Source organism: Bradyrhizobium campsiandrae (assembly GCF_014529705.1).
Classification (GTDB): Bacteria; Pseudomonadota; Alphaproteobacteria; order Rhizobiales; family Xanthobacteraceae; genus Bradyrhizobium; species Bradyrhizobium campsiandrae.
Map to the genome: position 1 here is coordinate 73,683 of NZ_JAANIH010000008.1, position 24,713 is coordinate 98,395.

The 24,713-nt window shown below is 63.7% G+C and carries 22 protein-coding genes; 10 read left to right on the forward strand and 12 right to left on the reverse strand.

Annotated features, from left to right (window positions below):
* The first annotated feature begins 21 nt into the window (after positions 1-21).
* The 3 genes from G8O24_RS08010 to G8O24_RS08020 are packed head-to-tail and all read left to right on the forward strand — an operon-like array spanning position 22 to position 3,169.
* A complete protein-coding gene (locus G8O24_RS08010) occupies positions 22-960 on the forward strand; it encodes a hypothetical protein (protein ID WP_188098141.1) in 939 nt (312 codons plus the stop codon).
* Entirely contained in the window at positions 961-2,397 is a 1,437-nt protein-coding gene (locus G8O24_RS08015; protein WP_188098143.1) for a GMC oxidoreductase, read from the forward strand.
* Positions 2,398-2,407: 10 nt separating this feature from the next.
* A complete protein-coding gene (locus tag G8O24_RS08020; protein ID WP_188098145.1) occupies positions 2,408-3,169 on the forward strand; it encodes a hypothetical protein in 762 nt (253 codons plus the stop codon).
* Positions 3,170-3,353: 184 nt separating this feature from the next.
* Here G8O24_RS08020 and G8O24_RS08025 read toward each other — a convergent pair whose 3' ends face one another.
* From G8O24_RS08025 to fliD, 9 genes are all read right to left on the reverse strand, one after another.
* Entirely contained in the window at positions 3,354-4,265 is a 912-nt protein-coding gene (locus G8O24_RS08025) for a flagellin (protein ID WP_188098147.1), read from the reverse strand.
* A gap of 12 nt (positions 4,266-4,277) precedes the next feature.
* Positions 4,278-6,050 (reverse strand): flagellar hook-associated protein FlgK, encoded by a 1,773-nt coding sequence (flgK, locus tag G8O24_RS08030; RefSeq protein WP_188098148.1) that lies wholly within the window; start codon positions 6,048-6,050, stop codon positions 4,278-4,280.
* Positions 6,051-6,068: 18 nt separating this feature from the next.
* Positions 6,069-6,524, reverse strand: coding sequence for a flagellar protein FlgN (locus tag G8O24_RS08035; RefSeq protein ID WP_188098150.1), 456 nt, complete (start codon positions 6,522-6,524; stop codon positions 6,069-6,071).
* A gap of 15 nt (positions 6,525-6,539) precedes the next feature.
* Positions 6,540-6,800: a hypothetical protein gene (locus G8O24_RS08040; RefSeq protein WP_188098152.1), complete on the reverse strand. Its 261-nt coding sequence runs from the start codon at positions 6,798-6,800 to the stop codon at positions 6,540-6,542.
* A 3-nt stretch (positions 6,801-6,803) separates the two neighbouring features.
* Positions 6,804-8,069, reverse strand: a complete 1,266-nt coding sequence (gene flgE / locus G8O24_RS08045) for a flagellar hook protein FlgE (RefSeq protein ID WP_188098153.1) — start codon at positions 8,067-8,069, stop codon at positions 6,804-6,806.
* Between the two features lie 31 nt (positions 8,070-8,100).
* Positions 8,101-8,766, reverse strand: a complete 666-nt coding sequence (locus tag G8O24_RS08050; RefSeq protein WP_188098155.1) for a flagellar hook assembly protein FlgD — start codon at positions 8,764-8,766, stop codon at positions 8,101-8,103.
* A gap of 210 nt (positions 8,767-8,976) precedes the next feature.
* Positions 8,977-9,249, reverse strand: a complete 273-nt coding sequence (locus G8O24_RS08055; RefSeq protein ID WP_188098156.1) for a hypothetical protein — start codon at positions 9,247-9,249, stop codon at positions 8,977-8,979.
* A gap of 173 nt (positions 9,250-9,422) precedes the next feature.
* Positions 9,423-9,851, reverse strand: coding sequence for a flagellar export chaperone FliS (locus G8O24_RS08060; protein WP_188098158.1), 429 nt, complete (start codon positions 9,849-9,851; stop codon positions 9,423-9,425).
* Positions 9,851-11,485, reverse strand: a complete 1,635-nt coding sequence (fliD, locus tag G8O24_RS08065) for a flagellar filament capping protein FliD (RefSeq protein WP_311972214.1) — start codon at positions 11,483-11,485, stop codon at positions 9,851-9,853. Before fliD ends, G8O24_RS08060 begins: the two co-directional genes overlap by 1 nt.
* On the opposite strand from fliD, the gene G8O24_RS43945 reads away from it, so the two are divergent.
* Positions 11,412-11,567 (forward strand): hypothetical protein, encoded by a 156-nt coding sequence (locus G8O24_RS43945; RefSeq protein ID WP_210324901.1) that lies wholly within the window; start codon positions 11,412-11,414, stop codon positions 11,565-11,567. The two genes, fliD and G8O24_RS43945, sit on opposite strands and share 74 nt — an antisense overlap.
* 47 nt (positions 11,568-11,614) lie before the next feature.
* On the opposite strand, the gene G8O24_RS08070 is transcribed toward G8O24_RS43945, so the two are convergent.
* A complete protein-coding gene (locus tag G8O24_RS08070) occupies positions 11,615-12,439 on the reverse strand; it encodes a flagellin (RefSeq protein ID WP_188098160.1) in 825 nt (274 codons plus the stop codon).
* 141 nt (positions 12,440-12,580) lie between these two features.
* Positions 12,581-13,279 (reverse strand): RNA polymerase sigma factor, encoded by a 699-nt coding sequence (locus G8O24_RS08075; protein WP_188098162.1) that lies wholly within the window; start codon positions 13,277-13,279, stop codon positions 12,581-12,583.
* Positions 13,280-13,791: 512 nt separating this feature from the next.
* Between G8O24_RS08075 and G8O24_RS08080 the strand changes: the two genes are divergently transcribed.
* Genes G8O24_RS08080 through G8O24_RS08090 form a run of 3 tightly spaced genes read left to right on the forward strand, consistent with a single transcriptional unit; the run spans position 13,792 to position 18,136 of the window.
* The gene (locus G8O24_RS08080; RefSeq protein WP_188098164.1) at positions 13,792-16,206 is read left to right on the forward strand and encodes a hypothetical protein; all 2,415 of its coding nucleotides are present in this window, start codon (positions 13,792-13,794) and stop codon (positions 16,204-16,206) included.
* A gap of 60 nt (positions 16,207-16,266) precedes the next feature.
* A complete protein-coding gene (locus G8O24_RS08085; protein ID WP_188098167.1) occupies positions 16,267-17,586 on the forward strand; it encodes a hypothetical protein in 1,320 nt (439 codons plus the stop codon).
* Positions 17,587-17,599: 13 nt separating this feature from the next.
* A complete protein-coding gene (locus G8O24_RS08090; RefSeq protein WP_188098169.1) occupies positions 17,600-18,136 on the forward strand; it encodes a hypothetical protein in 537 nt (178 codons plus the stop codon).
* A 214-nt stretch (positions 18,137-18,350) separates the two neighbouring features.
* On the opposite strand, the gene bamA is transcribed toward G8O24_RS08090, so the two are convergent.
* A complete protein-coding gene (bamA, locus tag G8O24_RS08095; protein ID WP_188098171.1) occupies positions 18,351-20,864 on the reverse strand; it encodes an outer membrane protein assembly factor BamA in 2,514 nt (837 codons plus the stop codon).
* Positions 20,865-21,124: 260 nt separating this feature from the next.
* Here bamA and G8O24_RS08100 point away from each other — a divergent pair, with 260 nt between their 5' ends.
* The 3 genes from G8O24_RS08100 (at position 21,125) to G8O24_RS08110 (ending at position 24,713) form a co-directional block, all read left to right on the forward strand.
* Positions 21,125-21,535, forward strand: coding sequence for a hypothetical protein (locus G8O24_RS08100; RefSeq protein WP_376708066.1), 411 nt, complete (start codon positions 21,125-21,127; stop codon positions 21,533-21,535).
* A 395-nt stretch (positions 21,536-21,930) separates the two neighbouring features.
* Positions 21,931-23,490, forward strand: coding sequence for an efflux transporter outer membrane subunit (locus G8O24_RS08105; protein WP_188098174.1), 1,560 nt, complete (start codon positions 21,931-21,933; stop codon positions 23,488-23,490).
* Positions 23,487-24,713 carry an efflux RND transporter periplasmic adaptor subunit gene (locus G8O24_RS08110; RefSeq protein ID WP_188098176.1) on the forward strand — a complete coding sequence of 409 codons (1,227 nt, stop codon included), beginning with the start codon at positions 23,487-23,489 and terminating at the stop codon, positions 24,711-24,713. Before G8O24_RS08105 ends, G8O24_RS08110 begins: the two co-directional genes overlap by 4 nt.

The following is a 24,713-nucleotide window of genomic DNA, read 5'->3' on the forward strand; positions in this document are numbered from 1 at the left end:
GGCCAAAAGAGAGAGATCATCATGGCCACGACCTTGCAGCTCCTCGAGCTTAGCTCGAACAAGGGCAGCTGGACGCTGACGCCCGTGTACTCCGGAACACCCGCTGAATTCGCGAACACGCCTTACGACGCATTCGTGTTCATCCGGAATGGAAACGATCACATCCTGTGTGCATATCGGGCAGCCGACGGAACGGCGGACTTGTTCCAGACCAAGCTATCGGATCCGCCGACCGTGAAGATCGCGACGATCAATCTCGGGGCGGGCTGGTCCATCCTCGATGCCTTCAAGTACTACAACGAAAATTTCCTCATGACTTACCGCCCCGATACGGGGCAATTCGGATTCTTCTCGTTGGGATCCGATCTCGCCGTCAGAGGAAAGTACATGTACGTCCGCCTCCACGCCCCGGCGATGTCGCGCGACTTCACAATGGTCAAATCGTTCGTCGCAGGCGACCGAGTCATCATCATGGGATATGGCTTCGACAGCGGAAGCGTATGTCTCTACCGCATCGAAGGGCGGGTTTCGTCGGAGACCGGCGCGCCACCGATTGCTGCCCATACCGTATGGGATCACGTCTGGGCACCGGGCTGGACCAGATTTGCGTTCTTCAGGCTGGGAGGAGAGGTGTTCTTCCTCAAGACGAACACCAAGTTTCCGAACGTCAACATCGATCACGTACTCGACGACCCGACCACCGGTACGAGCGAGGTGGGCAGCAACCTGCAACTCGTCGACGCCCAGATGCTGAGCTTGGTGGCACCGTTCGAGCAGGATGACAGCCATCCACACTTCGTCACGTATCGCCCGGACGGAGCGGTCATCGCGTACCGAATCCACAGTACCTGCACGGGATGGTCGCGACTGGCCGAGGCCAAGGCGGTGGCCAACGCTCATGCGCTGCTACCCGTCGTGATCGACGAAAAGCAGCTATTTATGCTCGTCGCAGAGAGCTAGATGACGGACCCGGTCGTCGACAGGCTGACGATTGCCCTGGCCAAGGTCAGCGCAAGCTCCCTGACATCCCCGTTCGATGCCGTGGTGGTCGGCGGTGGAAGCGCGGGCATCACCGCCGCCCGCACGCTCGCGGAGGCGGGCAAGCACGTCGCTCTGCTCGAGGCAGGGCCGCTGTCGCTGTTGACCCATGTTCAGAGCACCGATTTGCGGTTTGATCCCGGCCTCGTGCGGAGCGTTCAGCAGGCGCTGTCCTACAGCCCGCAGCTTTCGGGCGGCGGAACATTTGGCTCGCTGATCGGCTGTCTCGGCGGACGCGGCCTGTTCTGGAATGGTGCAGCACCCCGGTTCAGCGCGGACGATTTCGAGGGCTGGCCCATTTCGATCGGTGAGCTCAACAATCACTATGAATGGGCGGAAGCCGAGTTTCGGGTGACGACGGAGTACAGCGCGGGGCGACTGAGCGAACTGCTGATTGCGCGGCTGAAAAGTGCGGGGCTCGACGCGCGCCTCGGGCCATATGCCGTCGATTGCCACCAAACCGCATCGGGCTGGCTAGGCGGAACGGTCGGCAACGGCCTCGCACCGCTGCTACGCACGACCGCGGTAACCACATCCGGGCTCATATCGATATCGACCCGTGCTTTCGCCAGAAAAATTCTCCTCTCTGGCGATACCGCCTCGGGCGTCGAAGCCATCGACCTTGCGACTGGAGCGATTCTGCAAATCAACGCGCGATCGGTCGTGCTGGCTGCCGGCGCATTCGAATCGACAAGGCTTGCCCTAGCATCGGGGCTGCCGACCCCGCACAATCTTGCCGGCCGCTTCATCTCGGACCACAATTTCGTGCGGGCCTACTATCCGATGAATCCGGCCGATTATCTGGCCAATACACCGGAAGTTTCAATCATTTGGATTCCCGCCGACAAGATGCGGGGCTACCAGATCGAGATTCATCTCCCCTCGGACAATCTCTTTCTCGCCAAGGAAAACGGTCCCTGGGCTCCCGATCGCGGTCCCTATTATGCGGCGATGGTCCGAAGCTTCGCGCCGATCCAGCCTCGCGCTGACAATTTCATCGAGGCTTTGCCAACAGACGCCCCCGGGTCGTATCGCGTGACGATCTCGCTCGACGCGGACGACCAGGCGCTCGCAGCCCGGCAGGTCGCTGCGCTGGAGGAGACGCGGCGTGCGCTCGGCGCCGATCCCGCACAGGTCCAGAACCTGCCGCTCGGTGCCAGCCATCACGAATCCGGCGGGCTGATCATGGGGCATGAACCCGCATCGTCGGTGACAGACTTATACGGACGCTTCTGGTCAACCAAGCGGCTGATCGTCTGCGATTCCGCGTCCTGGCCGAGCACATCTCCAGCCAATCCACACCTCACCATCGTCGCGATTGCGCGACGGCAGGCTATCCAACTTGCATCCGAACTCTAGGGAGAACGGCATGTCGAACCAGCCCGTCAACTACGCGACTCCAACGACCGCTATTCGCGTCTTCTGCGGCTTCAACCGCCCCGACCTGAACGAGCCCCAGTTCTTTGCACAGCTGGGCCAGACCTTCATGCCTGGTACGCCCTACATGTTGCAGCCGCTCGGACTCGCCGCGTATCTGCCTGGCGTCGTATCAAATCCGCCTGCCGGACTACCGCACGAGTTTGCTCTGATTTGCTACCCCAGTCCAGCTGCGTGGCGGCATGCCAACAGCGAGACCTTGCGAGGACGAGTTTACAACCAAACCCATGGCGGCGTTTACGCTTCGCCACCGTCCGGAGCCTCTTTTCCGATTCTCCTCGACGAGCTTCCACCGACTGCAGTGGATCCCTTTTTTCTATTTTCCACTGACATCGACTGGCAATCCGGCTTCACCCACGTCCTGATTGGATTGAAGAAGGATGAGACCCAGACCGGCAACCAGTTCCGGACGGCCCTCCGCGCCGCGCTGGCCGGAACAGCGACACAGTTGAAGCAGGCCGGATCGGATCAGGTTGTGGCGATGGCGCGCGACGATTTCGCGATCATCTGGTTTCACAGCAACCGTGCCGAATTTCCCGACCCGATCGATCCGGTCCGCGTGTTGCTCGATAATCCGCAGAGCCTGCTTCATGAGCGAGTCATTTGCCAGGATGAACCACCGACGGTCGCCATCAACCGAACCCAGGCATTCAACTTCATTTTCGTGAGAGAACCTCGCTTCTTCCTGCAATAGCTCACACGACGGCGACCCCACCACACGCGCCGACGAGAACCATGGTGGAATTCTCGTGGCGGATAACGATGGAGAATCTCTGCATCACGAGGCGCCCCTGATCACCATTGGGATACATGTCATCGGCAACGTGCTGATGGGGCTCGCTGGTATCCCGCACTGTGCGACGCTTTGCGGCCCCGTTTCACTTCAGATAATTCGCAAGATTCAGGCTCAAGATCTTCCCTAGAGCAGAATAGGACGCCGTGAGTTGCGTCTGGTAAGTCGACAGCTGCGCCGTGACGGCGGCGACGTCGACGCTGGTCAGGTCGTTCGACAAGGTCTCCGCGTAACTCTTGTAGTCGGTCTGGCGAGCGCTCGCGGTCTCGATCGCGGACGCCGAACTCGACAGCTTGGCCTGCACAGCGGCGGTGTCATCGAGCGCCGTGCTGGCGAGGTCGAGCGCGCTGGTGATGTCCGACGAGGACAGCGTGGTGCTGTTGGCGACGAACTTCAGGACCCGCATCACTTCCTCGAACGCCGAATTGTCGGCGGTGACGCCGTACGATACGGTCTCATCGGCCGCAACCCGCACCGAGGCAATCTCGCTATCGCCATTGTAGTAGCTAGTGTCCGTCGCGGTCGTCGATCCGGTGCCGGAGGAGAACTTCGTGAGATCGACCGGCGCCGTGTCGGTCTTGCCGCCGGCGAAGACGTACTGGCCGTCATATTGCGTATTCATCAGCGAGCCCATCTGCTCCAGCATCTGCTGGGCCGAGCTGATCACCGAACTCACTTCGGTCGAGCTTCCCGTCGACGCCGCGCTGAGCTGGGAGCGTAGTTGCGTGAGGATGTCCGTGACCGAGCCGACCGCCGAATACATCACCTGGACCTTGCTATCGGCAAGCGTCGCCGCGTCGACATAGGATTGCGCCCGCGTCACCGAGACCTGAAGGTTGACGACGTGTTGGGCGTCCGCGCCGTAGCCGCCGAAATCGGTCGAGACGACGCCCGACGATTCCTGGATCTGCTTGTTGGCCATGACCGTCTCCACGCGCATCGCGTCGGCGATCATCCTGTTCGATTGGGCGAAGGTGGCCACCCGCATCTCGACCATAGGCAGGCCTCCTTACGTCGACTGCACAGCGGTGAGCAGTGCCGAGTACATGGAGTTGATGGCCTGGATCAGCGCCGACGCAGCCGAATATTTGTTCTGGAGCGTGCTTAGATTAGCCGATTCTTCGTCGAGGTTGACCCCCGACTGCGACGACAGCGAGCTCGCATAGGTCGACTGGGCGGTCTCCTTAGCGGTGTAGTTGGTCGACGCCTGTGAGGACTTGCTCGCGACATCGGCCACGATAGCCGAAGCATAGTCGGCAAAGGAGCCGGTGGTGGTGGCGAGCCCCCCGATAGAGGAAAACGTCCGCGACGCCGTCAATGCGCTGGAGAACGCATTGACCACGGTCGCCGATCCCGACGTCAGCACACTGCTGCCAACCGTGAGGCTCGACGAAGAATCCAGAGTGGCGAGCTGCAGCCCGCTGGCTCCGGACAGGATGCTGCTGTTGACCGCGATATCCGACGCGCTTGTTCCGGTCACGAGGTCGTTGAGACCGAAATAGTCGGAAAATCCCCGGCTCGCACTTCCGACCGAGCTCGTCATCTCGTTGATGGCGACGCCGTTGCCCGAACCGGTGGCCGTGATCGAGAGATGTCCGTTCGCATCGACGGACGCCGATATGCCGGAAATGCCATTGATGGCTGTGACGAGATCGCCGACTGTGGAATAAGATGACAGGTCGAGATCGCCGTAGGAGACCAGATTTCCGTTCTGGTCGGTCGCGGCAAGGCGCACCGTACCGGTGGCGGACAGCGCCGTGCTGCTGGTGACGCTGGTCGTTCCGGTCAGGCTCGTCGGCGCCGGCACCGACGAGGCGGTGTTTGAGACGGTGTTGACCGCGGAAGCAAGCTGCGTTGCGAGCTGGTCGAGCTGCGACTGGGCCGCCGGCAGGGTCTTGTCCCGGAGTGTGATGAGCGCACCGATGTCCCCGCCTGATATCTGCGAGGTGATGTCGACGCCGTTCACGGCGATGGCGCTGAACCCGCTCGACGGCGAACCGGCATACGTCGTCGACGACGATACATTGGCCGCGGCGGTATAGCTGATCTTGTGCGCGGAGCTGTCGACCAGCGCTTGTCCCGTCGTGGTGTAGACTTGGAGATCGCCGTTCGACGCCGTGTAGTAGCTTACGTTCATCTTGGAGGCGACGTCCTGGAGCGCAGTATTGCGCTGGTCCTCCAGGTCCGCGGTCGACTGGCCGGCCGCCGCCGTCTGCTTGATCTCCGCGTTCAGATCCGCGATGTTCTGCAAATCCGTGTTGACGTCGTCGATCGAGGACGAAATGTCCTGGTCGGCATTGGATCGCAGCTTCTGGATGCCGCTCGACGTCTCCCGCAGCTGGCTCGTGACATCGTCGAGGGCGCTGACGACGTTCGACTGCAGCGAGGCGCTGCTCGGCGTACTCGCTAGCGATGACAACGCCGATTCCAGCGAGGCGATGCTGTTGGCGAGCGAGGTTCCAGTCGACGAGCTGTCGGTGCTGCTGGTCGAGCCGTAGAGCTTTTCCAGCGACGTCAGGTAAGTATTGGTCGTGTCAGCCGAGCCGAGATCGGAATCCGCACTGACCAGCGACTTCAGCAACAGCTTGTCGACCGTCGAGGTGATACCCGTCACCGTGACGCCGGTGCCGACGCCGTTGGTGACGCTGCTCGACTGGTTCGCGGTCTTCCTGGTATAGCCCGTCGTGTCGGCGTTCGAAATGTTCGACGACGTCACGCTGATCTGCACCGACGTGGACGACAGGCCGCTGAAGGCGATCGATCGTGCGATATCGAGCGACACGGCGGGCTCCCAGGTTCGTCAGGCGCTGCGGCTGGTGCCGCTGGAGACGGCGCGCGCCGCGACGCGGCCGGAGGCGCCGTAGGGCGACACCGCGGCGATCTGCTCGCGGATCGCCTGCATGACGGCCTCGATCCGACGGTTGCTGGCCTCGATAGCCGCGCGCAGGCGCACCAGATTCTCGTCCATCGCCGCGCGCAGCTTCAGGATCCGCTCCATCAGTTGCTCGCGCAGGATCTGGTCACGCACGTGCAGGCTGGTCGTTCCGGCAGCGCATTCGGCCACGGTGCGCTCGAACAACTCCGCCAACCGGTTCTTCTCGTCGACCTGCTTCAGGCGCGAGGCCGGCAGGCCCTTGGAAAGCTCGGCATTTTCTTCCGCGACCAGTGCGGTCAGGACGTCGATCAGCGCGATGAGCGATTTGATCCGCGCGTCGCCGTTTGCGGCGTTGGCTTTCGGGGCTTGAGCTACACTCATGGTCGTCGCCTTCTACTAATTGTGCCGTTTGCCGCGGTGGACCTGCGAGTTACGCAAATACGCGCCGATCGCGGTCGTCCTGACGGTCGCCAGTCTCATCTCGTCCTCGACCTCGGCGCATGCCTTCACGAGGCCGCTACGGGTCGTCTCGATATCGTCGAGCAGCGCAAGCAGCTGCTTGTGATCACTGTCCTTGAGCGTTGCGGCCCGCGCGACCAGCCGCCGCAGCCGACGCAGCAGCGCTTCTCCGGCCGCGCTCGCCTTTTCACTGCGCATCGCTCACCTCATCGCCGAGATCAGGGTGTCGTACATCTTGTTGACGGTGGAGATGACCTGAGATGCGGCGGAATAGGCCTGCTGCGCCGAGATCATGCTGGAGAACTGGCTGGAGGTGTCGGTGGTCGAGGATTCCAGCTCGCTGCCGTAGATCGTGCCCGCTCCGTTCTCGCCGGAGGCCTGCAATGCGGCGTTCCCCGACGTTACGGTCGCCGAATAAAGGCCGCCACTGGCAGCCGCGAGTCCTGTCGGATCGGCAAAGGTCGCCACCGCGATCTTGTAAATCGCGATGGTCTGGCCGTTCGAATAGGTGGCGTCGACCACGCCGTTCTTGCCGATCGAGACGCTGGACAGCTTGCCATAGGACAGGCCGTCCGAGTTGATGCTGGTGACGTTGACGGTCGGCGTCGTCTCGCCGGAGGCATATTGCGTTAGACCGTCCGTGCCGTTGGCTGTGCCGAGATTCATCGTGATCGTGCTGTCCTTTGCACCATCGGTCCAGCCCGTAACCGCGACCGTTGCCGGGCTCGGACTGGTGCTGGCCAGCGAGCCGTCGCTGTTGAAGGTAATTGCAATCGAGCCGGCGGCCTTGCCGGTCGCTGTCGTAGTATCCGATGTCGAGGTCGGATTGGCGAAGCTCGCGCTCCAGGCATTGGTCCCCGTCTTGGTCCAGGTAACCTGCATCGAATTCGCGGCACCGAGCGAATCATAGACGGTCATCGAGCTGGTGTAGGTATCGCCGGTCGCCGCATCCGACGGCAGGTTGGCGGCGATCGTGGTCTTGGTGGTGGCGCTGCCGCTGGTCGAGGCGACCTGGGTGTTGATGGCCTGGAGATTGCTCGCCGATTCATTGCCGACGACGTTGCCGTCGGCATCGGTCCGCCAACCCTCCAGGTAGCTGCCATTGTTCTCGAGATAACCGGCATTGTCGGTCGAGAAGGCACCGTTGCGGGTGTACGAGGTGGTGCCGCCCGACGTGGCGCTGGTCACCACGAAAAAGCCCGAGCCCTGGATCGCGACGTCGGTGGCATTGGAGGTCGAGGCGAGCAGGCCTTGCTGCGTGATGTTGGCGCGGCCCGAAACGGTGACGCCGCCCGAGGCATAGGACGTCGCGTTGCTCGATGCGGTGACGAGGTCGTCGAACATCGCCGACGTCGTCTTGTAGCCCGTCGTGCTGGAATTGGCGATGTTGTCGCTGATCATCGACAGGGACTGGCTCTGCGCGCTGAGCGCCGAGATCGCCGAGGACAATGCACCGGTGAGACTCATGATGAAGCTCCAGAGAAATCGCGACGAAAGATCAGGACGTGACGCCGATGATGTTGGCGGCGCTGACGGAGACGCCATTCACGGTCAGCGACGGCGTTGAGGTCGACGTGTCGATACCCGTGACCGTGCCGGTGACGGTCGTGTAGTTGAGCACCGAGTTGCCGGCCGAATCCGTCGCCGTCACCGAAATGGTGTACTGGCCGCCGTCGGAGAGTTGGGTGCCGCTGGAATTCTTGCCGTCCCAGGTAAAGCTGTTGGAGCCGGCATTACCGGTCCCTGTGCCGGTGTAGACGGTGTTACCCGAGGAGTCCTTGACGGTGATCGAAACGTCGGAGGCGGCCGATGACAACGAATAGCCGAACGTCGCCGAGCCATTGCTCAGCGTCGACGTGTCGGTCTTCGCCTCGACGGTGTGGCCGATATAGTTGACCGAGTTGAGCGTCACGAGGCTCGAGAACGAGCTCGAAAGCGAGCTCAGACTGGAGTTGATCGACTGCTGGGAGGTGAAATTGGCGTAGGAGGTGAGCTGATTGACGAGGTCGGTGGTCGAGGTCGCATTCAGCGGATCCTGGTTCTGAAGCTCGCTGACGAGCAGGTTCAGGAAGTCGCTGGACGTCAGTGTCGACGAGGACGACGTGTTCGACGACGACGTCGTCGTGGTCGCAGTCGTCGCGGAACTCGTGGCGGAAACTGTCATCAGAAACTCCGGCTTCCCGCGCAGCCGGCGACGAGATGCCGGTCGGCTGCACTTGAAATCTGTGTGCTGATGAAACGCGTGGACACGCGGATTCAGGCGAGGATTCGCGCGCGCGAAAATGGCTTTCGACACGGCAAAATCTGCCGTGTGTGAGAGCTGGAACAGCGATGAGTTTTCAGCCCGGTTGTTATGGCAAAGAGGAAGAGCCGTTCAGCTTTCGGCCGTCTCGCCTTCGGTGCGCGGCTCGGCGGGGTCGCTCTTCAGCTTTGCAGCGGCGGCGGCGATGCGGTCGGCGAGGCCTTGGGGGGCGCGGACCGGAGGCGCGTTGAGCGCCTGCCGCAAGGCGCGCGCTTCATCCAGCAAGGCCTGCGCGGCGGCAGACTGCGCCAGCAGTTCTTCGGCGGGCAAACGCCGATCGTCGGGCCAGAGGGAGAGATCCTCGCCCAGCCGATCGATCAGTTCTTCAAACTCGGTGATGTCCATCGCCCGCCGATCCCGCCTCGGTCAGGCCCGTCATAAAGCATTGCAGGTGCGGCGGAAACCGGTTTCCGCCGGCTTCGCGCGCCAAAACCGCCCCGGGCCATTACGGAAACAGGCCCAAACAGCGGGACACGCGATCGCCGGGAGGTTTCGCGGGGCCCGACGCCCCTCGCAGGTCAGCCCGTGCGGGCCGAACCGGCCGACGCGGTTTTGCCGGCCCGCACTGTTGCATCGACGTACTCCCAGGCCTCCCGCAACTCGGTCACGGCGGCGATGATCCGTCGAAAGCTTTCGCTGGCGTGCGGCCGGCCGAACGCCCGGTGGCTCGCCACGATTAGGCCGTTATAGGCCTGGAACAGCCGCTCGGCCACCGCCCCGCCCTTGGTAAAGTCGAGATTGTGGCTGAGGCCACGCAGGATCGCGGTCGCCTTCAGCAGATATTCGTGCCCCTCCTCGAAGCGCCGCGCTTCCTGAGCGGCCAGCGATTTCTGGAGGAAGGTGACCGCGCCGCCAAGCAGCATCGAGACCGCCTTCAGCGGCGGCACGCTGGTGGCCGCGCCCCGATAGGCCTGATTGGCCATGTAGGCCCTCGGATTATGCATCATCAACCACTCGAGCTGGAGTTAAGCAGGGCCTTGAGATAGGTGAGCGTGTTGTTCGCGCTCGAGATCGCGGCCTGGTAATTCGCGTATTGGGTCTGGAGCTGCGACTGGTAGGCCGACGCGGCGCTATCGATGTCGTCGACCTTCTGCTGAAGCTGCGTGTCACGATCGGTCAGGTTCGTGATCAGCGTCTGCAGCGAGCCGGAGCTCGACGAATAGGACTTGGACAGCTGATAGAGCTGCGTGGCGATGCCTGATGTCGAAGTCACGGTGATCGATTGCGAAGTCGATCCCGAATAGGTGAACGCCATGCCGGCATAGGCCGTTCCGGCCGCACCGATGATCGTGGTGCCGCTCACCGTGAACAGTGAGGAATCGCCGCCGACCGAGGCTGAGGTGAGATTCCCGGACGAATCCACCGTGAGGTCGAGCGTGAAGGACTGTGGCGAGGTACCCGTGTTGACGACGCTGAGCTGGCTCGACGAGGTCTTGGTCTGCGCGGAGAGCAGCGTGGTGACGCCGCTCAGATTGGTGCTCAGCACATTGGACAGCGTCGAGGTGTCGAGCTCGAGCTCGTTCTTCTCGTTGAAGGACAGGCCGAGGTCGGCCATGGTCAAGCCGCCCACCGTGCTGTTAAGCGCGTTCTGAAGCGAATCCATGATGTCGCGCATGGTGCCGTCGCCGAACAGCACCGCGCTCGACTCCGCCGTGCCGTCCGAGGCCGTCGCCTGCTGCGCGATCACCGCATCGCGGAACGTGTTGTAGTTGGTGACGAGATTCTGGACCGCAGTCGAGATCTGGCTGGTGTCGGGCTCGATGCTGATACTGAGTGACGTCCCGCTGGGCGTCGCCTGCAGCAGGTTGAAGGTCACGCCGGTCAGCACGTCGGTGATATCGTTGGTATCCCGCGTCATCGAGATGCCATCGAGTGAGAATTTTGCCGCCTGCGACGTCTGCAGCACGTCGGCAAAGGCACCGGTGCTGTCGGTCACGCCCAGCTTGTTCAGGATGTCGTCGCCGGACGTGCTGGAATAGCTGATGTCGGCGGCATCCTCGGTGCCCGAGAGCACCATCTCGTACGACCCGCTCGACACCTGGACGATCGAGGCCTGCACGTTCGTGGTCGAGGTCTGGGCGTTGACGGCGTCGACGACGTCCTGGAGCGACATCGTGCCGGTGACCGTGATATCCGCGGTGCTACCGCTGCCGAGACCAAGCGAGAACGTGCCGGAATAGCCGAGCGCGCTGGTCTGGCTGGACTGCGAGGTCCCGACCACCTTCTGCGCCGTCGCGACCTGGCTAATCGTCAGCGTGTGGTCGCCGGTCGCCGCGCCATTGCTCACGGACATCGAAAGCGCGGAGGATGCGCTGACGTCGCCGGTCGAGCTGATGGTCGCCGAACGCGTAGCGAAGGAGTTGGTCGCGAGTGAATTGACGACCGACGTCGCGAGCGAGGATAGTCCGCTCGACAGCGTCGAGAGGTCCGTCTGGAGCGTCTGGTAGGCCGAGATCTTGGCCTCGTTGTTGGTAATGGTGGTCGAGATCGTCGTCGCCTGGGTGAGCTTGGCATTCACCGCTGCGGTAATCAGCGCGCTCCAGTCGACGCTGGTCGACGTCGTGGTGCCGGTGGTGGTCACGCTGGAGGCGCTCGACGTGGACGACGTGCTGCTGGTGCTCGAACTGACTGACGTCACGGTGCTGCCCGATCCATTGCGATGAAGGCCGGACCGGCATCACGCCGGCCCGGAGATCGTCACGCCAAGCGCCTAGCCGAGCAGCTTGAGCAGATATTGCGGCATCTGGTTCGCCGCGGATTCGGCCGAGACCGCGGCCTGGGTCTTCACCTCTGCCGAAGACAATGTGGCCTGCTCCGACGCGATATCGACGTCCTTGATCGCCGAGTTTGCCGATTGCAGGTTCTGGGTCTGGGTCGAGATCGAGTCGGACGAGAAGTTGAACCGCGATTCCTGCGCGCCGATGCTGGCGCGGGCGGCCGAGACGGTGTCGATCGCGGTATCAAGCGTACTGAGCGCCGAGGTCGCGCCGGACTGGGTGCTGACGTCGAGCGAGGACACGCCGAGCGCAGACGACGTCAGGCTAGCGATCTTGACCGTGATCGTGTCGGAGCCGGATGAGCCGACCAACACGGAGACACCCGAGGAAAACACGCTCGAGCCATCCAGCAGGCTCTGGCTGGAATAGCGCGTTCCAGTCGAGATCGAATCGATTTCGCTCGTGAGCTGCGAGAATTCCGAGTTGATGTAGGCTCGGCTGGAGTCGGTCGTGGTGCCCGACGCAGACTCCGAAGCCAGCGACTTCATGCGCGCCAGGATGTCCGAGATGTTGGAGGCGCCACCGTCGGCAGTCTGCAGGATCGCGGTCGCCTGCGAGGAATTGGTCGCGGCCTGCTGCAGCGTGGTGACGTCCGACGAGATGCGGGTGGAGATCGCGAGGCCCGCCGCGTCGTCCGAAGCCGAGGTGATGCGCGAGCCGCTCGACAGCTTGGCGAGCGCGCTGCTCTCCTGCGCGGAATTGATGTTGAGGTAGCGGACCGCGGAGTTCGCCGCGGTATTGGTGGAAATTGCAGGCATTGGAAACTCCTGTGGTGATGGGCATGGCGTGCCGCATCGTTGAAGACGATTGACGACGCAGACCGCAGCCCCGTCCGTTCGCTCAAACGGCGGAGTACGAGGAGATCAGGCGCGGAAATTTTCGCGAGGCGATTTTTATCGTTAGCAATCGGTAAACACGGTGCGGATGTCGCGTTCGTGCTTGCGCAGCAGTTGGCGAAGCTGCTGGCGGCCGCGCTTGAGCAGCGACTCGACGGCGGCCACCGTGGTGTCCATCACCTGGGCGATCTCGCCGTTGCTCATGTTCTCGTGGTACGAGAAGATCACCGCGATGCGCTGCTGCTCCGGCAGGCGCTGCATCGCGAGTTCCAGCATGCCGTGCAATTCGTTGCGCTCGATGATCTCGACGGCGTCGGGCTGACCGTCGGCGACTTCCGGCACCGTCTCGACGTTCTCGTTGCGCGGCTTGCGACGCAGATCGATGCAGCGATTGGAGATGACGCGGTAGAGCCACGTCGAGAATTTGGCACGACCGTGCTGCCAGCGTCCGCGATGGCTCCAGATCTTGAGCATGGTGTCCTGCACCACGTCCTCGGCATCCGCCGCATTGCCGACGATGCGCAGCGCGATCGCGTAGGCGCGATCGATGTGACGCTCGACCAGCATGCGGAAGGCCGCCTCGTCGCCGGTCGCGAGCCTGTCCAGCAGTTCGCTGTCTTCATCGAAGACGACGTCAGCGGCAACCGGCGCACTGTCCGGCGCGAGCGGCGCCGACGGCATCATCGGGACGGTTGCGTCAGTCGGCACCGTCGTCGCGATCTCGGCCTCGGCGGGAGCCATGACATCAGCAGCGTAACTCATCCCGCAATCTCCAACCCGCAATGCCGGCGGCGCCAATGCCACACGGCTTCCACGCATTGAACGCGGGGCGAAAGCAATCCAGGCGACGAATTTCTGTTATTTTTCAAGATGTTATCTGGTCGTTTTTGCCGAGTGTCGGGCAATAATTGCCGGTTACGCGATCATCTCGCGTCCCACCGGAAATCATCACCTCGTCTCGCACCATGGCGGATCAATCAGCCCTGAACAGATGTCGTTGAGAGAAAACGCTGACATTACGCGGCACTAGGTGATCAAACGCGACACGCGACGAGCGCGCCAAGAAGCGATTGTTTCCGAGTGTGAATGAACGCGAGACGATCTCCGCACTCGGCAATTTTTTCCGAATCACCTTTTTCGAACCTAGCGTTTTTTTTGAATCTGTCAGTCACGACGAACGCGTTTTTGAATCGCGCGTGAGTTTTTTTCGCGCGTGTGGCGCCTGACTTGGTGAAGATGCGCGTTAATTAATCTGATTGGCGGGGAATCTGCACATGACGATCGCAACGGCCGACGCGCAGCGGCGCGCGCAAACTGTTTCTGCCTGGTCGTTCGATGTTTTCGATACATTTCTGTTGCGCGCCTGCACGACGCCGGATGGCGTATTTGAAAGGACTTACGAGCTTTCCGGCATTTCACGGACTTGTCCAAACATTTCCGCGAATTTCGTTCAGCATCGCATCCAGGCCGAGGCACGCGCGCGAAGAACCGCGAAGGAGAAGCGCGGCGGCAGCGAAGTCCATATTGGCGAGATCTATTCCTTCTTTCCGTTCAGGCTGTTCGGTCTCGCGCGCAGCGATCTGAACGATCTCGTCGAGACGGAGTTTGCCGCCGAACTCGAACTTTGCCGCGCCAATCCGGACATGCTTCGTCAATATCTAGACATGAAGCGCGACGGACACTGCGTCGGATTCATCTCCGACACCTATTGGGATTCGGGTCGGCTGGCGCGGCTGCTGCAGGCTTGCCGTCCCGGGCTCACATGGGACTTTCTCTATGCGTCCTGCGATCACGGCAGCAGCAAGAGCGAAGCGCTGTTCGCCAAATATCTCTCCGAGCAGGGTATCGACGCCGGCGCGTCCTTTCACGTCGGCGACAACGAGACGGCCGACATCAAGGGCGCGAAGCGCCACGGCATCCGACCGCGCTATTATCCGCAGGCGACGGCGCAGCTCGCCTCCAAATTCCAGCGCGAGACGACGTTGTTCGAGCTGCTCTGCACGGGCGCACCATCGCGGCTCGATCACGGTGCGCGGACGCTGCGCCGCATGGTCGCCGCTCGCGGCGCCGAGAAATCTCTGCCCTTCCACCTCGGTCTGACCGTGCTCGGCCCGGTGATGACAGCCTACGATGCGTTCGTGGCACGGCGCTGCGAGGACGTTTCCGGCCCCGGCCGGCAGGTCGCCCTCGGCTTTCTCGGCCGCGACGGGTTTCTGTCGCATCGGGTCTGGCAAGATCTGCACGGCATGACCTCGGCCTATCTCGAGATCAACCGCCGCGTCAGCCTGATCGCATCCGCCGACACGATGCAGCCGATCGTCGACCTTCTCGGCAAGATCTTCAAGATCGACGGGCCGACCTTCGGTGACATCATGAAGATCATGCCGCCGAAGGTCGCGGCCTTCTTTGCCGACTGTCCCGGCGGTATCGCTTCCGGCGAGGAGCTCGCCGAAGCGCTTCCCGGACTGATGGACCCGCCGGAGATCGTCGCGCTCGCCGCCGGCTTGCGCGCCCGGCTGCTCGCCTATCTCCGGAGCGCCATTCCCGGCTTCGACGAATGTACTGACCTCGTGCTCGCCGATCTCGGCTATTCCGGTAGCGTTCAGAAGGCGCTCCGTCGTGTGTTCGACATCGAGGGCATCAATATCCGGCTCCACGGCGCCTACCTGATATCGCTCGACGACGCCTTCGATGACATCGCCGATCAGGACAGCGCCGAAGGATTCATCTCGGACCTCGTGGTCACGCCCCACGTCAAGCGCATGCTGATCCGCAACGTCGCGCTGCTGGAACAGATCTGCTGCTCGGCTGACGGGTCGGTGTGCGACTATCATGGCGCCGAAGTCCTGCGCGAAATCAATCCACGGCCAGCGGACCAGATCGCGCTCGCCGCCGAGATCCAGGCCGGCGTCCTCGCCTTTGCCGAGAGTGCCGAAGACGTCGCGCTGGACGTCTGCCTTGATCCCTATGCCGATCCGGCGGTCGCCGCGCGCTGGTGCGCGGCCACACTGACCCGCCTTTTGCTCCTGCCGGATCACGATGAGCTAACATTGCTCGGCGGATTGAAGCACGACGTCAATCTCGGCACGCATGCGCTGGCACCGATGATCGACGGCGATTTCATCCGCAGCCAGATCACCGCGCGCGGCCTCTCCGCCGCCTGCACGGCGCTAGCGCCACCGATGTGGTTGGCGGGCAGCTTTGCGCAGCTATCGCCATCCCACGCCTATTTCTATGCGCTGTTCGGCGCCAACCGCCTGCCCGCCGACGTCTTCGAGGAGAGGCCCTGCGGTCAGGTCCAGGTCGGACTGTTTCGCGGGAATGGGGATGCGACGCTGGAGACGGTGACGGTTCACCACAACGGCCTCGGCGAGCTGCGCCTGCGCATTCCGCTGTCGCGGAGCATGGCGGTGACGATGATCGCACTGCCGCTGGCGAGATTCGCGCCCGATGGCCTTCTTCACGGCGTGACGGTGCAGCAGGACGACGACGTTCGCGACGCAGCCGAGAGCCAGGACGTCACCGACCTTGCGGAGGACAGCCTGATCTTCGCCGGTCTGCAGCGGACCGGCAGCCATTATCGCACCGAGACCGAGGACGGCTGCCTCCTGATCCCGGTCGCCCCCATGACGCAGGACATTGCGGTCTATTCCGTGGCGATTACGCCGCTCCGATCCGGCCGCAAATAGTGCGCCTGACCGCGCCGTCCGGACCGTTGAAGTCCAAGGGGCGGCACGAGGGGCACGGAATTGACGGACGAGACGCACACGAATCTTGATCGGCTACTGCGATCCGGCGGCATCCGGCTCGGCGGGGTCCAGCGCCGCCGTCTGGCCTGGCTGGTCAGCCAGTACGGCGCACCGACGCTCGATGGCGTCAGCGAGGGGCGGCGCAACGGCGTCGTCATTCTCAGGGAGCCGCCAAGCGGCGCGGCGGCCGAGCTGTTCTACCGCTCGCTGACGCCCGGCTGCGCCGTCGTCATTCCCATAAGCGAGAACCCTGGCTTCGACTTCCTGAAGTCCAAGCTGACCGAGTTCGGCACTGTCGGCCCCTGCGGCGTGGACGGCCCGCACGAAATGTGGTGGGGCGGCATCGGCTGGTCGAAACTCCTCGCCGCCGCCGATTCATCCACCGTCCGCCCGCGGATCGTCTCCTGCTACCCGCGCGGGGGCGACGCGACCGCTGCCTTTGCGCTCCGGCATTCGCTCGAGCGATTTGACCTCGCCTGCCACATCGAGCCGATCGACACCCAGCTCAGCGACCGGATCCTCTGCTTCGAGAAGGCTGAGTTCATGATGCGGATGTGGGCCAAATATCGCGAGCCGCTGCTGTTCGTGGAAGCCGGCGTCGCGGTGCGCGAGGCGCCGCTGCTGCCGTCCTTCCTCGGCTGCGACGTGGCCTTGCACAAGTGGAATCGCTGGGAGATGTCGGCACGCACGCTCTATCTCGGCCGCACCAAGGCGGCGGAGATGATGCTGCGCGCCTGGCAGCAGCTCGCCGCGTCCTATCCCGCGATCTGGGAGGGCTATCTGCTCGACCAGGCCTGGAGCCTGACGTCCTCGCAAACGCCTCTCGACACCGCCTGGCTGCCACGCTCCTACCACGCGCTGAAGGGGGACCTCGGTGCGATGCGTGCCACGATCCTGCACGACCAGCAAACGACGACGCTGGAGCTCGGTCCAGATCCCAGCTTCGCCGGCATCGCGCGCGCAGCCCGCCGCGCCGGACGTACCGGGGCTCACGACGCCCTCATGGTCATGACCTCGAAAGCCGGGACCGGCACCGCCATCGCCGTGATCCTGCGCGACGTCTCGGCCTGCGACGCCAGCGCGGTGGCTGCGACCGTGGAAGCCGTGGCCGGCGCCTATGCCGCCAATTGCGGCGGCTACGGCCGGCTCGAACTGTCCCTCTGCGCCTGGCAGGACGACGTCGGCGCCGCCCGCGAAGCCGCCGCCCAGGCGCGCTACCGCATCCTGGAGATCGCGCCGGGACAGTGCATTGCCAACGACTTCTTTGCGACCCACGGAGCCGACGAAGCGCTCATGACCACTCGCCACCTCTTGCCTTGACGGACACCTCACGATGCTCAAGACCATCATCCTGCTCACCGACACCGTGCAACAGCAGCAGCCGCTGGCCAATCTGCTCCGCGAACACAATCGCGGACTCACCTTCTGCTCGGCGCTGCGCGCGGCCGACCTCGGCGCGATCGAAGCCGACGTTCTGGGCGACGCTCGGCTGGTGTCGTTCGCCGCCGACGTCGCCGTCCCGGAAAAATTCCTGCTCCGGCTCGGCTATGGTGCCTACAAATTCTACGCCGCGCCGACGCAATATCCCGGCTTGCCGCCGGCGCCCGACGAGTGCGACGAGGATCCGCGCTGCTATTCCGTGATCGCGCAGTCGATGATGATCTGGCCGGACTTCAAGAAGGTGGTCGGCCTGGAGACCGTGACGATTCCTGACGGCACCGTTGCTGCCGAGCGCGAGCGGATGGTGTTCTCTCGCCTTGCGTATCTGTTCTGGCAAATGTCGGGCATGATCGCCAGCGAGGCCGCCGATCTCCCCGGCATCATCGAGTCCAGCGACGGCCGGCGCCCGGCGCTCGCAATGATGAACTAAGGGTCGCCAGCGCGGCGCGAGGCTACGCGGAGCGGCAGGCGGTGCTTCGGCGCCGCGAGTGCGGTCGCCCGGCTCCCGCGCGGCAAGGCCGCAGTCGCGCAGCTCCGCGTGCCCGATTCTCCGACCCTGGCATCGACATCGATGCTGGCGCGCCGCCTGCTCATGTCAGCGTGGCGTTCGACGGGGCGATCGGCATGCAGCGGCGGGCGTCCAACTAGAACGAGGTGCCGCCCCCGAACCTGAACTCCTGCACGATGTCGTACTTGCCCTTCGTGATCGGCACGGCGTAGTCGAAGCGCAGTGGCCCGAACGGCGAGGCCCAGATCAAGCCCACGCCGACCGACGAGCGCACCACGTTGCCGTCGTCATATTGCAGGCCGCAGGTCGGACACGCCTTGGTGTTGACTTCGCCGGTCGCCGTCCAGGACGTCGGCCCCTGGTAGCCCCAGAGCGAACCGGCGTCGGCATAGACCGCGCCCTTCAGGCCCACTTCCTTCGGCAGGAACCAGAAAGGCATCTGCAATTCGAGCGAAGCGCCCCAATATTTGGTGCCGCCGAGCGCATCGCCGGCCGCGCCCAGATTGTAATACGTGATGTCGCGCGGACCGATGCCGTTGGAGGCGAAGCCGCGTACAAGGTTCGGACCCATCTGGAAGTGATCCAGCATGCGCAGATCCTGGTTGCCGAGCTTGCTGAGGAGGCCACTCTGCAGGTGGATCACGCCGACGATATCGGACACCAGCGACGAATAGTATTTGGTGTCCACCGCGGTCTTCAGGTAGCTGACGTCGCCACCGACGCCGGCGAAATCCTGCCGGAAGTCAACCAGCAAGCCATCGGTCGGATTCTTGGTGTTGTCCAGCGTGTTGTAGTTAAGCGTGTAGCCCAGCGCCGAGGTCCAGGTCGCACCGTTCGCGAGTTCCTTTCGGACCGGGAGGCTCGATTCGCCGTCGCCGTAGCAGCCGTAACCGTAAACGCCCGAACTGGTGGAATTCGTGGGATCCACCCCGCCCAGGACATTCTGGATGTAGGCCGGCGTCGGGTTGAAGGCCAGCGACGTGTTGGCGGCGTTGTTGTTGCAATTGTTGTAGGCGCTGGCGAGCGTAATGCTCTGCTGATAGAGCGAGTAGCGCAGCTGGAGCGACAAGTCCTCCCGCAAGGCGAAGCCGAGCCGCGGCGAAAAACCCAGCGTCGTCACGCCGTAGCTCGTATAGCTGTTCGATTTCTGTTCCTTCCAATAGGTGTCGAACCCGAGGGCGAGCCGGTAGTCGAGCAGGTAGGGCTCGACGAAGGAGAGCGATACACCGCGCGAGTACTGGCCGTAGCTGACGGACGCCTTGGCATAGAGCCCCTTGCCGAGCAGGTTACGCTCGGAGACCGAGACTTCCGCAAGCGCACCGTCGCTGGTGGAATAGCCGCCCGAGATCGAGAAGTCTCCGGTCGACTTCTCTTCCATGTCGACGACCAGGATGACGCGGTCGCTGGATGAACCCGGCTCGGTGACGATCTTGACGCTCTTAAAATAGTCGAGGTTCTTCAGCCGCCGCTCGGCGCGGTCGACCAGCGCGCGGTTGTAGGCATCTCCTTCCGAGATGTCGAACTCGCGGCGGATGACGTAGTCCCGCGTGCGGGTGTTGCCGCGCAGATTGATGCGCTCGATATAGGTGCGTGGGCCCTCGTCGATATTGAACACGACAGACACGGTATGCGCCTCGAAGTTACGGTCGCCGCTCGGCCGCACCACGGCGAAGGCGTAGCCGCGACGCGAGGCCTCGATCTGCATCTCCTCGGTCGACTTCTCGACCGATTCGACGTTGTAGAGCGAGCCGACACCGACGCGCGAATAGGAGCGCATCGAGCTCGCGTCGAAATTGGCGATGCTGGAGCGGAAATCGACCGAACCGACGCGATATTGCTGGCCCTCCTCGATCTTGAAGGTGACGTTGAAGCCCTTCTTCTCCGGATCGTATTCGGTGAGCGCGGCCACGACCTGGGCGTCGGCGAAGCCGTTCTTGAGATAGAAGCGCCGGATCAGGTCGCGGTCGGCCTCGATGCGGTCGGGATCGTAGATGTCGTTGTTGCCAAGGAAACTGAGCAGATTGCTTTCGTGCGTCTTGATCACGTCACGCAGACGCGCCGCCGAATAGGCGGCGTTGCCGATGAACTCGACCGATTTGACACCGGTCTTGGCGCCCTCCTCGATCGCGAAAATGAGGTCGAGGCGGTTGCTGGGCTGCTCGATGATCTCGGGCGTGACGTGGACGTCGTAGCGGCCCGAGCGCCGGTAGATCTCGGCGATGCGCAGCGTGTCGGATTGTACCAGCGCGCGAGAGAACGTCCCGCGCGGCTTGGACTGGATCTCGGCCGAGAGTTGCTCGTCCTTGATCTTCTTGTTGCCCTCGAAGGCAATGCGGCCGATCACGGCATTTTCCACCACCGACACCACGAGGCGGCCGCCGGACTGACTGATCTTCGCGTCCTGGAACAGGCCTGTCTCGATCAACGCCTTGAGCCCGTCATCTATAGCGGATTGATCGAGGCGCGTGCCGGGACCGGCCCTGAAATAGGAGCGGACCGTCTCGGCCTCTACCCGGCGGTTGCCTTCGACCACGATCGTCTCCGCCGCCTGCGCGGCCGCCGGCTGCGGCAGCAGTGCGGGCGGAAGTGAACTTGCAATCGATACAGCACTCATCACCACGGCGATCAGCCGGGCCCGCAAAAACGACATTCCACACCTCAGCAGCACTTCACGTGCTCTGAAGACGGGAGCGCTGTGGCCGCGGTGTGGCTTTGGGATTACCGCATGTTTCTGCGCGTTGAATTTCGTGCGGTCAATCGATCATGCACGCGCACACGGGCATGGGGTGCGGCGGTCTGCTGGCTCCGTACGGCAGCGAATGGCCGCCATTGCAGCGTTTACGCAGCTGGCGCGCTCGGATATTCGACAACATTCGGTAACGCGGGAATTCTTTACAAGGTCCGCGACCGATGCGAGAGGCGGCGCCATCAACTCGCACGGGGTACTTGCCGATGAGCTCGCTTGTCATGACCAGAACGATGCTGGCCGCCTTTCTCCTCCCGGCCCTGACCGCGCATGCCGCGACCACCGGCAAGCGCGATCGGCAACCGGCGACGCAAAACGCCGTCTATGAATACGGCCCGCGCGGTCCCAACCGGTCCTATCAGTCCGGCCCGCATACGCGCGTCTATGTGAGCAAGCGGTCGTGGCTGGACGGCGGCACCGAGGTGCTTCCCGGCGATCGCAAGTTCGCCGACTACGCCTTGCCGCCGGGCACGTCGTTCGCACGTGAGAACAACAACCGGCCGCTCGACCGTCAGCCCCTGAATCCGGATTCCGACCTGGGCGGACTCACGCAGCGCATCCCGATCTCCTGGTGACTGGATGCCTTTCTGTCCCCGACGCGCCATCGGAGAGCAATCCGCCCAACCCTCGACCTCTCGTGCACGACGCTGTTGAGCCCGGCTCGCGAAAATGACGATCTCCTGGATGAGCCGGGAGAGGGCGACACATGCGCCGCCTCCGAATTTCGGCTAAGCGTAATTTCTTCGCAAGGAATGCTCGGCGCGGCCGCAAACCGGGGGCGATGTCTCGCCTGGCAGGCACCGTGCGGCGGCGCGAGATGCCCCGCAACATCTGTTTACATCCAGCAACATTCCGGCTGCCGAAAGGCCACGATCGCGCGGCTACTGGGGGCCTGTTCCATCCTCCTCTTCCGAAGGCCGAAGGGCCACCGCACGTCCCGCGGCAAGGCTCATGGATCTCAGCCGATTTGATGCCGCCACACTTGTTCGTTGCAGTTCCCGCGCCATCCGCAGAGGAGAACCATCACCCGACGCGGTCCTCGTTGGGCGCCGCTCTGTCGCGCGCCGGCTCGGCTTGCGTCGCGCTGATGTTGGCCACCGCACTGGCTGGTTGCGCCGTCGGGCCGGATTATGCCGGGCCGCCCGGGCTGGCCATGCCGTCGCACTGGAGCGCACAACCAACTTCCCGGCGTCGATCCGGCACGCTGGATCGCTGGTGGATGCGCCTGCGCGATCCCCTGCTCAACCAGCTGATCGAACAGGCCGTCGAAGCCAACCCCAGTGTTGCCAAAGCCAAAGCGGTCGTGCGCGAGGCGCGCGCAACGGTTCAGCAGACCGGCGCAGGCCTCTTTCCCTCCGTCAGCGGCTCGGCCTCGGTGACCGACAACAAGACCAGCGCGGGCTCCGCCTCGACCATCGTCGACACAGCGCCCTACACGCTGCACCAAGCGAGCTTCGATTCGAGCTGGGAGCTCGACCTGTTCGGCGGCACGCAACGGAGCATCGAGGCGTCGGTGCGCGGGCGACAATCGGCCGAGGAGGATCTGCGCGACAGCCTCGTCACGCTGATCGGCGACGTCGCCGCCTATTACGTGGAGGCGCGTGGCTACCAGGCGCGGATCGCGCTGGCGCGGCGAACATCGGTCTCGCAGCGCGACACCGAAAAGCTCACCCGCAGCAAATACGAGGCCGGCAGCGGCAATGCCGTCGATCTCGCCAAGGCGACCGCGCAAGCCGCGAGCACGGAGGCGAACGTTGCGACCTATCAGGCCGCGCTTGCCGCCGACATTCATCGGCTCGGCATCCTGCTCGGACGGCCGCCCGACGGCGTCGCTTCGCTGATGGCACAGTCCGCGCCCGTGCCGGCACCGCGCATGCCCTTGCCCACGGGACTACCGGCCGATCTCCTGATGAACCGTCCAGACGTCGCCAGCGCCGAACGCAAGCTGGCCCAGGCCACCGCCAAGATCGGCGCGGCCGAGGCCGACCGCTATCCTGCGGTATCTCTGACCGGCTCGGTCGGCACCTCTGCGCTCAGTGCAGGGGATCTCGCAAAGTATTCCAGCGTAAGCTGGTCGGTCGGCCCCTCTGTCACGGTGCCGGTCTTTGATGCGGGCAAGCGCCTCGCGACAGTCAGGATTGCCGCAGCACAACGCGACCAGGCGTTCGCGACGTTCCATTCGGCCCTGCTCACCGCGCTCGAAGATGTCGAGAATGCGCTGGTGTCGCTGTCGCAGGAGCGCATTCGCGCGACCAAGCTGGCCGAGGCAGCGAAGAACTATCGCGAGGCCGCCCGGCTCTCGCGGTCGCTATTCGAGACCGGTAGCGCGAGCTTCATCGACGTGCTGGATGCCGAACGCTCGCTCTATTCGGCTGAGGATTCGCTGATCCAGAGCAAGGTATCCGCGGCCAAGGACTACATTTCCCTCGCGAAGGCCCTCGGGGGCGGCTGGTCCGATCCGGTCGACATATCGACGCCGATCATCGTGGACACCAATACAGGACCACACTTCCGGGAGGCAGCGAAGTGACTGATATCATCACCGCCAAGCGCGTGAAGATCGCCGCCGCGGTGGTTGCCGTCGTGGCAACCGGGGTGGTCGCTGCCATGCGCTTTCCGGGGACGTCGAGCAAGGCGCAGTCCTACATCACCACGCCGGTTACCGTCAGCGATCTGCGCGAGGAGGTGCTTGCCAGCGGCACGCTCAAACCGGCGCGCCTGACCGCCGTCGGCGCGCAGGTGTCGGGCCGCATCACCGCCCTCAATGTCCGCGTCGGCGACACTGTCAGGGCCGGCGACGTTATCGCCCAGATCGATCCTGTCACCAGGCAGAACGATCTGCGCAATTCGGAGGCTTCGCTCAAGAACTACCGCGCGCAGAAACTCGAGAAGGAGGCCGCGCTGGTGCTGGCCGAGGCGAACCTCGCGCGTCAGCAGGCGACATTGGCGCAACGCGCGACCTCGCGCAGCGATTTCGACAGCGCGGATGCGACCGTGCGGCAAACCCGGGCCCAGATCGCCGCCCTCGAAGCCCTGATTGTGGGCGCGGAAGCCAGCGTCGAGACCGCGCGGGTCAACCTCGAATACACCCGCATCACCGCGCCGATCGACGGCACGGTCCTTGCCACGGTGGCGCAGGAAGGACAGACGGTCAACGCGGTGCAGTCCGCGCCGACCATCGTCGTGCTCGGCCAGCTCGAGACCATGACGGTGCGGGCGGAAATCTCCGAGACCGACATCGTCAAGGTCAAGCCGGGGCAATCGCTCTACTTCACCATCCTCGGCGACCAGGACCATCGCTACGAGGCCCGGCTGGAGCAGATCGAGCCGGCACCCGAGTCGATCAAGTCCGACGCCAGCTTCTCCTCGACCACCACGTCCTCGTCGAGCTCGACTTCGTCGAGTTCGACCAGCACGGCGATTTACTACATCGGCGTCTTCAACGTCCCCAACAGGGACTACGCGCTGCGGACCTACATGACCGCCGAGATTCACATCGTCACGGGCGAGGCGAAACGCGTGAAGGTGATCCCCGCACTGGCCTTGATGCGCAAATCTGACGGCCGCAGCACCGTCCGCACCCTGAGCGCCTCCGGCGACGTCAGCGAGCGCGAGGTCAAGACCGGCCTCAACGATCGCAGCATTGTCGAGATCAGGTCCGGTCTCGACGAGGGCGAGCGGGTCGTCACCGGAGAGGCGAGCGAGCAGACCGCATCGCGCGGCATGCCGGGTGGCCCGCCCGGAGGTCCCTGA